Annotated in this window: 4 protein-coding genes; all 4 read left to right on the forward strand. The window is 49.1% G+C overall.

Annotated features, from left to right (window positions below; genetic code table 11):
- Positions 1–20: 20 nt before the first annotated feature.
- The 4 genes from V7028_RS09130 to V7028_RS09145 are packed head-to-tail and all read left to right on the forward strand — an operon-like array spanning position 21 to position 9,089.
- Positions 21–2,840: a helicase-related protein gene (locus V7028_RS09130; protein ID WP_334119774.1), complete on the forward strand. Its 2,820-nt coding sequence runs from the start codon at positions 21–23 to the stop codon at positions 2,838–2,840.
- 2 nt (positions 2,841–2,842) lie between these two features.
- A complete protein-coding gene (locus tag V7028_RS09135) occupies positions 2,843–7,285 on the forward strand; it encodes an Eco57I restriction-modification methylase domain-containing protein (protein WP_334119775.1) in 4,443 nt (1,480 codons plus the stop codon).
- Between the two features lie 14 nt (positions 7,286–7,299).
- Positions 7,300–8,637 (forward strand): deoxyguanosinetriphosphate triphosphohydrolase, encoded by a 1,338-nt coding sequence (locus V7028_RS09140; RefSeq protein ID WP_334119776.1) that lies wholly within the window; start codon positions 7,300–7,302, stop codon positions 8,635–8,637.
- Positions 8,634–9,089, forward strand: coding sequence for a hypothetical protein (locus tag V7028_RS09145; protein ID WP_334119777.1), 456 nt, complete (start codon positions 8,634–8,636; stop codon positions 9,087–9,089). Before V7028_RS09140 ends, V7028_RS09145 begins: the two co-directional genes overlap by 4 nt.
- Positions 9,090–9,496 lie beyond the last annotated feature (407 nt).

The raw sequence follows: 9,496 nt of genomic DNA on the forward strand, positions 1-9,496 counted from the left end.
CCCAACGAAAGGACTACGGAATGACTCAAACCAGTTTTTATCCTGGCAGCCTCGTATCGGCACGAGGACGTGAATGGATTGTTTTACCTGAGTCAGCTGAAGACACTTTACGGTTAAGGCCCTTAAGCGGTGGTTCCAAAGAGGAATGTTTGATTTACCTTCCGTTGGAACGGCAGCCAGTTGGTCCAGCATCATTCCCATGGCCGACATTGGAACAGGCAAGTAACCATTCAGCAAGCCAATTGCTGATGGATGCGCTACAACTCAAACTACGTAGTGGGGCAGGTCCATTCAGAAGCTTTGGAAACATTGCAGTTGAACCTCGGGCTTACCAATTGGTACCACTGCTTATGGCGTTAAAAATGTCCACCATCCGTCTGCTGATTGCAGATGATGTGGGTATTGGTAAAACAATCGAAGCGGCGCTGATTGCCCGAGAATTCGTCGACCGTGGAGAGGTGCAGCGCTTGGCTGTACTTTGCCCTCCGCATCTGTGCGAACAATGGCAGAAAGAGCTGGCGGAACGATTCCATATTCAAGCCGTTATTGTGCGAACCAGCACTGCGACTCGATTGGAGCGAGACCTCCCACCCGGAACTTCATTGTTTGATGTACACCCCTTCACAGTTGTGAGCTTGGATTACATCAAATCAGAACGTCGTCGAGAGGCTTTCCAACGCTTTTGTCCCGAGTTTGTCATTGTTGACGAAGCCCATACGTGTACTCAAGGTGGCCAAGGCAGACAGCAGCGGTATCAATTACTGAAAGGACTTGTCGAGGACCCCAACCGTCACCTGGTTATGTTAACGGCAACACCCCACAGCGGTGATGACGAAGCATTTTTCAATTTACTTGGCTTACTTAAAAAAGACTTCGTACAGCTCAAGGACTTGCCACCAAGTGCTCGAACGGATTTGCGAGAAGAGCTATCGCTTCACTTCGTGCAAAGAAGAAGGCCTGATATTGCTGAGTGGCAAGACTCCAGCATGTTTCCGGAGCGAAAAACAGCTGAAATTACTTACCAACTAACGGGTTCTTGGGGCCAACTGTTCAACGATGTGCTGGATTACGCCAGAGAGTTAGTAGAACAAGCTGAAGGTAAAGGTCAACGCGAACAGCGGATGAACTGGTGGGCCGCGTTGGCACTGCTTCGTTGCATTAGTTCATCGCCAGCCGCTGCGGTGAATGCTCTCCGAACACGATTAAACGCCGCTCAAGCTGGGCAAGAAGTTCTCTCGGATGGTGATTTTGAGGAGTACGCTCGTGAGCGGGTCCTTGATGGTACTGATGATGCCTTATCTACGGTTGACATCGAACCTGGTGCGCAGACTGAACATTCCGAACGACTGCAGGCGCTAATTGAAGCTGCGCAAAATTTGGCAGGTGATGCTAGTGACCCAAAATTAGCAAAACTTCACAAGCACCTACAAGACCTGTTAAAAGCGGGTTTTCATCCAGTTGTTTTTTGCCGATATATCGCCACGGCGCATTATCTTGCAGATTTCTTTAAATCTAAGTTCAAGGGTGTTTCAGTTAAAGCTGTTACCGGGGAATTGACACCGGATGAACGTCAAGCAGCAGTTGCTGAACTGGGTGAAACTGAGCAGCGCATTTTGATTGCCACCGATTGCCTCTCTGAAGGGATTAACCTACAGAGCCTGTTTACTGCCGTTGTGCACTACGATTTGAGCTGGAACCCTACTCGACACGAACAACGAGAAGGTCGAGTTGACCGATTTGGACAGCAAGCAAAAGAAGTAAGAAGCACGATGCTCTACGGTGAAGATAATCCCGTGGATGGTGCGGTGCTCAAGGTAATTTTGCGTAAGGCCGAAAGCATTCGTAAAGAGTTGGGCGTTCTTGTGCCGATGCCTGATGATGAAGCCAAGCTTACGCAGGCTTTATTGAACGCTGTATTGTTGAGGAAAAATCAGGGGCGTACATCAAGCGGTCAAGCTGCATTTGATTTTGGTGAGCCAGAGAAACAGATTGATGTAGCTTGGCAAAGTGCGCGAGAAAAAGCAGCGAAGAATCGGTCCATCTTCGCACAGAGAAGGTTGAAGCCAGATGAAGTTTTGCCAGAGTGGAGACGTTCAGCGACAGTCCTCGGCGGGCCAGCAGAAGTTGAGCGTTTTGTGTCGCGGGCGTTTATAAAGCTTGGCGGTGGGCTTGAGTCTTACCGTGGTTTTTATAAGGCTCCACTTTCTGTTTTACCTGAATCTCTGCGTGAGCGTCTGGCCACTGAGGGGCTTGATGGCACCTTGAAGATAGATTTCAGACAGCCACCCGCACACGGCACTCTTCAAGTGGGAAGAACTCATCCGTTGGTAGTCGCTTTGGCAGACACCCTATTGGAGCAAGCACTTGAAAATCAATCGACCGACACAACGGGAGTGGCAAGAGCCGGGGCAGCATTTGTAGTAGGGGTTGCTTTGAAAACCACCGTGCTGTTGTTGCGATTACGTCATCAACTCACTATCGTAAGAGATGGCAAAACCCGCCTATTGCTGTGTGAGGAAACTGTTGCGGTGTCCAGCGAAGCGAGCGGTCAAATCAAGGTCCTCGAACCCGAACGAGCAAGGACATTATTAGGACTTGAGGCCGAGCGAAATATGCCGCCTGTTCTAAAAGACCGCCATGTACAGCAAGCACTAGATTCCTTGCCTGGCTGGCGAACTGAAATCGAGGCAATAGCAAACAACAGAGCTCAGACCTTGTTGTCTGACCACCGTAGAGTTCGTGAGGCGTCAGAAGCCCGAGGGACTTATCAGGTTACGCCCAGCTTGCCCGTCGATGTGATGGGTGTGTATGTGCTTGTCCCTTCAAATGGGGGAGCCTAAACATGTCTCGTAGAAACACCCAGCAGCTCACTTACACCGCAATTAGGATTGAAGGTGGCCTCATCCCTGCTGAGCAGCTAATTCGTCTAACCCTACTTGAAAATCCAGAAGAAACTGAGCAAACCGACGCGCATTATCAAATTGCGCGTGGCCTGAAACTGAGGGACGAAATTGCTCGTGACTTCAAAATTGCTCTGACACTCTGGCGAGATTTTCAGGTTCTTCGGGCCAGGCAGGATGTTCGCTTGCGGGAAGTGACTGTGCGAGAGTGGCTGATACCGCTGTTTAAGGATGTACTGCATTTCCATGATGTTACTCAAACACGGCCCCTTGCAATCACTGGACGCGAATACCCGATTGGTCACGTAAGCCACTCTGGCCGCGTTCCTCTGGTTTTAGCTGGTGTTGATGAAGGTTTGGATTTATCTAGCGAACGATTTGGTGAAACCAATCCAGACACTGGCAAAACCCGGCGCAGAAGCCCATTCATGCTGGCTCAAGAGGCGTTGAATGCCATCGATAGCTCGTTATGGGCAATAACGAGCAATGGACTAACTCTTCGCATCCTGCGAGACAACCCTAGTTTGACTCGTCCAGCCTATGTAGAAGTCGACTTGGAGCGGTTGTTTTCTGAAGAGTTGTTGGCAGATTTCAGTGCCTTGTGGCTCCTAGCCCACTCTAGTCGTTTTGGAAAAGCAGACTCAACAGCGTCTGATTGCCCATGGGAGCGCTGGAGAAACGCCGGGCAACAACTTGGGGTGACAGTACGAGGACAGTTGCGCTACCAAGTGGCGGAAGCACTACGAGCGCTAGGCACTGGATTTCTCAGTCACCCTGGAAATCAAGGTTTGCGTGCAGCCTTACAGAACACCGACAGCGGTTACGACCGACAGGTTTTTTTTGAAGAGCTCTTAAGGCTTGTTTATCGAATTATTTTCTTGGCCACAGTAGAGGACCGGCGTGACAGAGCAACTGGTGAAAGGTTGGTATTTTTACCGAATGCTAACGAAGATGCCAAATCGAGATACATCACTGGCTATTCTTTAACTTGGCTTCGTGAGCGTGCTGTACGACGCAACGCATATGACCGCCACACTGACTTGTGGCAAGCATTGACGGTGACCTTCAACGGCCTTGGTGCAGGCCAACCATTGTTGGGTCTGCCTGCTTTGGGGGGACTTTTTGGCCAAGACCAGTGCCCAACGCTTGATAATGCGGAGCTGAGCAACAACTATTTGCTCTCTGCACTTTTTCAATTGGGCTGGTTTAGAGCTGATGGTGGATTGTCTCGCGTGAATTATCGCGATATGGGGCCGGAGGAGCTTGGGAGTGTTTACGAAAGTTTATTGGAGTTGGTTCCGGACCTTCAGGGCCTATCCAGTGCAACTTCGGCTCGGCTGGCCTTTGTGGGTGATGACAACACCGACGCGTCAACTCGTGGCAATTCGCGGAAATTAACAGGTAGCTATTACACGCCAGATAGCTTGGTTCAAGAGCTAATTAAAAGCGCTTTGGAGCCAGTGATTGAGCAGACTGTGCAGGCTAATCCAGAACGCCCAGTAGAAGCTTTGCTATCACTCACAATTTGCGACCCGGCTTGCGGTAGCGGGCATTTTTTGCTTTCAGCTGCGCGAAGACTTGCAGATGAGGTAGCTTTGCACCGAGCAGTGGCTGAGCGCGAGGGAGGAGCTCCCACTCCTGCGGATTATCGCCACGCACTGCGTGATGTGGTGAGCCATTGTATTTACGGTGTTGATAAAAACCCTATGGCTATTCAGTTGGCCAAAACCGCATTGTGGTTGGAGGCTTATTCACCCGACAGACCGTTGACTTTTATCGACCATCACCTGCAAGTTGGCGATGCATTGCTTGGTGTTTTGGACCCTAAAGTGCTTGAAGATGGCATACCGGACGAAGCGTACAACGCGCTTTCTGGAGACGATAGGTCAGTGGCTAGTGCTTTAAAAAAGCAAAACAAAATTGATTTAAAAAGCTGGCGAAATATAGCCAGTGGAGATTTGTTTGCTCAGGCCGGATTTACTTCACTTGCCGTGGACATTGAATTATTAAGCGATGACACACCAGAGGAGTTAGCTGCTAAAAAGGCTAATTGGAGTGAAGTTCAGTCTCAGGCGCAAGAAAGCGCGTTTGCACGATTAGCAGATACGTACGTCGCTGCCTTTCTAGCTCCCAAGTTGGCTGATACTTTTTCTACGGTTCCTCTTTCAGGATACTTGTGGGGTGTTCTGAACAGTCAGCAAACCGAACGTGAAAGAGGCACAGTAACAGAAAACGCTGCTCGGTCTCTCTGCCGCCAACATAGTGTATTTCACTGGTGGTTAGCGTTTCCACAAGTTGCAGCACGAGGTGGTTTTAGTGTGATGCTAGGTAACCCGCCGTGGGAGCAGTTGCAGCTCAGCGAGGAGGAATTTTTTGCGCCAAGAGCACCCTCTATAGCGGCACTGGCGGGCGACAAGCGTAAAAAAGCAATCGCTGAACTGCAATATACAGCGCCATGGTTGTTGGACCAATTTTATGCAACTAAACGTCAGTACGATGCCGCAAACTTGTACTTTAGGGCTAGTGGTCGATTTCCTCTTACTGCCTTTGGCAAACTTAATACCTACGCTTTGTTCTCGGAAGCGTTTTTGCAAGGTTTAGGGCCTAGTGGCAGAGCGGGCTTTCTCGTACCTACTGGCATTGCGACAGATGACTCTACTAAAGCATATTTTGGTTACATTGCCAACCAAAAGCGGTTGGTCAGTTTGTACGACTTCGAAAATAGTGATGCTGTTTTCCCAGCGGTTCATCGCAGCTACAAGTTCTCACTGTTGACGCTTGGTTCCTCCCTTAGGCCTGAGTTTGTGTGCTTTGCTACCCAAGTTGAGCACCTGAAAGATAACCGTCGCCGCTTTACACTGAATTCTGACGATTTAAACCTAATCAACCCAAATACCCGCACATGCCCAATTTTTCGTAGTGAACGGGACGCTGAGCTGACGAAGAAGCTTTACCGCACTGCCTCTGTACTTATTAGAGAGGCAATCACAAATGACGAGGGTAATGTTTCGAAGCCTGAGCTTAACCCTTGGGGTATTTCGTTTTCGCAGGGCTTGTTCAATATGACAAGTGATAGCGGACTTTTTAGTGACTCGCCAACTCCAGCTGGGGAGCCCCGGCGGTTACCTCTTTACGAAGCTAAAATGATTCATCAGTTTGACCACCGTTGGGCTACCTACGTAGATGTCGCTGGTGCCGCAGGCGAGGTTGAAACCACGGATGTTAGAGAGGTCGAAAAGGCAGCTCCTGACTTTGCAGTGAGGCCACGTTATTGGGTAGCGGAGAGAGAGGTACTGGCTCGCATTGCTCGCGTACCTAGCCGCGTTGCCAATTCTTGGTTGAAGTGGCATGAGGCGTTAGATGTGACAGATAGAGATGTCCGTCGCGAGGTCATTGATACCGCATTGGCCGACATGTTATTGGCGCTAGCACAATGGGTTTCAGGCGAGTTATTCAATTGTGTGGCCATTCCAGCCGCTTCAGCTGTAGGCTGGACTGCGAAGCAAGCGCAGCCCCACTTATCTCTAGTGGAACAACAACTACGAACACGATTTCCTAGATTAGATGATGTCTTGCGCAGTGACGGTTTAACTACAAAAAAAGCGCTGACGGAGTTCCCGAAATGGGCGCACCAGAACTGTGAAGCTCGCCTTTCTGAAAGCGAGCTCGAAGCGTTGGAGGCTACGCTTCAAGTGTCAAGTGCGGATGAGGCTCTGCGGTTGCTGTTGGACGATTGGGTGGATGCGCGAAGTCCAAAGTGGTTAATGGGTTGGCGGCGAAACGCACGCTCTACTGACGAGCGGACTACTATCGCAACGGCTATGCCAAGAAGTGCTCAAGGCGACAGCGTCTTTCTATTCTTCTTTCCGAGTTTTCAGCCTGCAGAGAGGTGCGCAGCATTTCTAGGTGCCTTAAACTCATTACCGTTTGACTTTGTTGCGCGTCAAAAGGTGGGTGGTATCAACTACAGCTTCTACTTTATCAAGCAGTTGCCTATGTTTACTCCTGATAGTTACACAAACACTGACCTAGCCTTCATAGTTCCCCGCATCCTCGAACTAACGTATACCGCGCATGACTTACAAGCCTGGGGCAAAGACCTCGCTGCTTACGACCCACGCCCATTAGTCGAGCAGGACCGCCCTTTTGTTTGGAACCCCGAGCGGCGCGCTCAGCTGCGGGCAGAGCTAGATGCTTACTACGCGAGGCTCTACGGACTTACACGTGATGAACTGCGCTACATCCTCGACCCAAAAGATGTTATGGGTGACGACTATCCCAGCGAGACATTTCGAGTGTTGAAGGAAGGTGAGATTAGAACTTATGGTGAGTACAGAACACGTAGGCTAGTCCTAGAAGCGTGGGACCAACAGAATGCAGATTAATAGGGGTAAAGGCTGTGGATTGGAGTAAATTACTTTCGGCTAAACGCCTTGGACGAACTGAAGAAAACGAAGCAGCGCTTCCGCCTAGAACAGAGTTCACGCGTGATTATGACCGCATCATTTTTAGTTCAGCTTTTAGACGACTTCAAGATAAGACGCAGGTCTTTCCTCTAGCGAAAAGCGATTACGTTCGAACAAGACTTACCCACAGCCTTGAGGTAGCCAGTGTAGGTCGTTCGCTTGGCATGCTTGCTGCCGAGGTAATTTCCGAAAGGGACCAAGGACTTAAAACAGAATCATTACCGCATGACGTAGGAGCTATCGTAGCCACCGCTTGTTTGGCACACGACATAGGTAATCCGCCTTTTGGACATGCAGGTGAGTCCGCTATTCAGGAATGGTTTGAATCCCATAGCGATTTCATTCGAGAACTAGATGAATTGCACCAAACAGATTTGCTTAAGTTCGAAGGTAACGCGCAGGGCTTCCGAACACTTTGTCGCCTCCAACAAGCACCTCAGCGCGGCGGGCTTCAGCTAACAAGTGCCGTACTCGGAACTTTCACCAAATATCCCAGAGCATCAGTTGTTGATGAAAGCCAGTCCAGTGGCATTAGCGGGAAAAAATTCGGATTCATGCAAAGTGAAACAAGCCTTTTTGAAGAACTTGCTGATGAGCTAGGACTGATTAAAAAACCAGGCAGTGGATTGGTTTGGTTCCGCCACCCCTTGGCGTTTTTAGTAGAAGCTGCTGATGACATCTGTTATCACGTTATGGATATTGAGGATGGCTACAAAGCAGGTTTTATTTCCTTCAGTGAGATAGAGGATTTACACAGGTCGATACTTTCTGGTGCGCAGTGGAGTCGAGCCAGCGAAATTAAAGACCTTGGACGCAGAGTTGAATATTTTCGCGCAGTGACTGTTAATTCTTTGGTGCACGAAGTTGTTGAGGCTTTTGCTGAAAAATATGATGGACTGCTGAGCAGTACATTTGACGGAGAACTCACCGCAATTATTGAGCATGGAGATGAGCTCAAAAAATTTAAGACTCTTGCCAAGGAGAAGGTCTACAGCGCTCGGCCAGTAGTCGAAATAGAGGCCTGTGGTTTTGAAGTTATTGCTGGCTTGTTAGATGCATTTCTTGGAGCCATCAATTCAAAAGCTACAAAGCTTCAGGCTGGTAAGGTGCGTACTCGGACATTACTTAGCCTAATGCCTAAGACGGAAATTAAACTCGAAGAATTAGACATTTACAAGAGAACCCTTTTAGCCACAGACTTTGTTTCCGGCATGACTGACACTTTTGCAGTTGAACTGTATCAACGCATTAGAGGAATTTCCCTGCCATGAGCAAATCCGTTCCAATGCCATTGAAAACTCCAGAGGTGGTGGCCAATCTTTGGGTTTGTGCAGATGAGGATGGCTATGTCGCACGACTTGCGGGCAGAACCTACGTTCTCGATGGTACCGACCGAGAGAAGTTAGACCTTCTGAAGTTGCTGGCTGCGACTGATTTTCTCAGCGCAGAATGGATGCCTATTCCAGAAAATTTCGGGCTTATTGGCCCAGACGGTGAGCGTCTTGGATACGCTCAATTATCCGTTTTATCGGATGAGTATTCCAAATCTCTATTGGTAGGACCTCTGCTTGAGAGACTAGCTGCTACTTTGCCAGAACAACTTCATGAAATTGATGGCGAATACAGGCAGTTTAGGTTAGAGATGCCAGAGGCTCCATTGACTGTTCTGACGGTGGTGGTGGAGCGTCCTGATGGTCAGTTAGTGCCCATGCTGAATAGCTAAAAGGGTACTGATATGTCAAGCCAACAAGGCTCTGCTGGTAAAAGGTCAATGCTGGCGGCTGATGAATGTCGGTATGTAAGAGTAAGTGACCGCCAGCCCTTGAAACTTAAAAAACATACCTACCTCCATCCAGATGGAAGCAGGTTGATAACCACATGGTTTGAAAGGGCTTGGCAACAGCGGGACAATGAAAATGCCACGTTTGAATCTTTTATATTTGCGTGGATGTCAGTTAACGCTTGGGCAGCATGTGTAACTGGGCAAGACCAAGACCGTGAATACTTGCTACGACTCAAGGAAGACAGGGAATTGCGTGACCTCTTTCAACGAATAATTGATGAGCATTCGACTGTCTGAACCGCCCCGGTTTTCGTAGAGGCCAATTTGCTTAAGTGCAGGTTTGTTCG

It is taken from the genome of Limnobacter sp., from assembly GCF_036846585.1.
GTDB lineage: Bacteria > Pseudomonadota > Gammaproteobacteria > Burkholderiales > Burkholderiaceae_B > Limnobacter.